Here is a 1184-nt window from a genome sequence, read left to right as displayed (position 1 = left end):
CTCAGCGGCAAAGCCCTCCGCCAGCTTGCCGGGCTGGCGGGCAAATCCCCGAGGGAAATTCGCCAAGGCCTACCAGCCCAGGACATGAATTACCAGCCCTGAACCCATCAGAGTATCAGTAGCAGCATCGTCGATAATTCCACCCTGCTGGAGTTGTTAGCCAGTTATGGGTTGTGTGGGGAAGGGGGGGCGGTAAGACGCAAAGAAACAGGGTAGAGCAGCACTGAGGGGACATAATCTGGGGATGGGTAGCGCTTATCAGCTAAGACCGCAAAAACAATGGTGCGTTAGGGCCGCCGTGAGTCTGGTTCTGGAATCAACGTAGAAGGGTTTTTCAGCCAATATTTCCTGAATCATGTGTAAGTTTTTTTAAGCCGATTGAATGAGAAATCAATACTTTTAGCGCTTTTCACCATGCTCTATTTTTCCAGAACAATTCCTAGAACCTCCGATTCAGGTTTATTTTGGACTTCTTCAGCAGACCCTACATCAACAAGAGGAAACAAGATGACGTTTGACCCTGTTTTGAACTTGGCTGACCTCAATGGCAGTAATGGCTTTCGCATCGATGGCGTCGCAGAAGGTGACCTTTCCGGTCGTTCGGTGAGCAGGGCCGGGGATATCAATGGCGATGGCGTCGATGACCTGATTATTGGGGCACCTGGTGCCACCCCCAACGGCACCAATTCAGGCACTAGCTATGTGGTATTTGGCCGTGAGGGTGGGTTCAGTAGCACCCTCAATCTCTCCACCCTTGATGGCAACAATGGCTTTCGTATTGATGGTGTAGCAGAAGGTGACTTTTCTGGTCGTTCGGTGAGCAGGGCCGGAGATATCAATGGCGATGGCATCGATGACGTGATCATTGGGACACTCGGTGCCGACCCCAACGGCACCAATTCAGGCGCTAGCTATGTGGTGTTTGGTAGTGAGCAGGAGTTTAGTAGCACCCTCAATCTCTCCACCCTCGATGGCAACAATGGCTTTCGTATCGATGGCGTCGCCGCATTTGACCTTTCCGGTTATTCAGTGAGCAGGGCCGGGGATATCAATGGCGATAGCATCGATGACCTGATCATTGGGGCACCCGGTGCCGCCCCCAACGGCACCAATTCAGGCTCCAGCTATGTGGTGTTTGGCCGTGAGGATGGGTTCAGTAGCACCCTCAATCTCTCTACCCTCGA

1 protein-coding gene is annotated in these 1184 nt (G+C 52.5%); it reads left to right on the top strand.

The features are described from left to right. Window positions 1-507: 507 nt before the first annotated feature. Window positions 508-1184: integrin alpha (locus tag V6D20_08755; protein HEY9815870.1), on the top strand; the 677-nt coding region annotated here is incomplete at its 3' end.

The organism is Candidatus Obscuribacterales bacterium (assembly GCA_036703605.1).
Taxonomy (GTDB): Bacteria; Cyanobacteriota; Cyanobacteriia; order RECH01; family RECH01; genus RECH01.
Note: the sequence above shows the minus strand (reverse complement) of the source record. Positions and strands in the feature narration are given on the sequence as shown.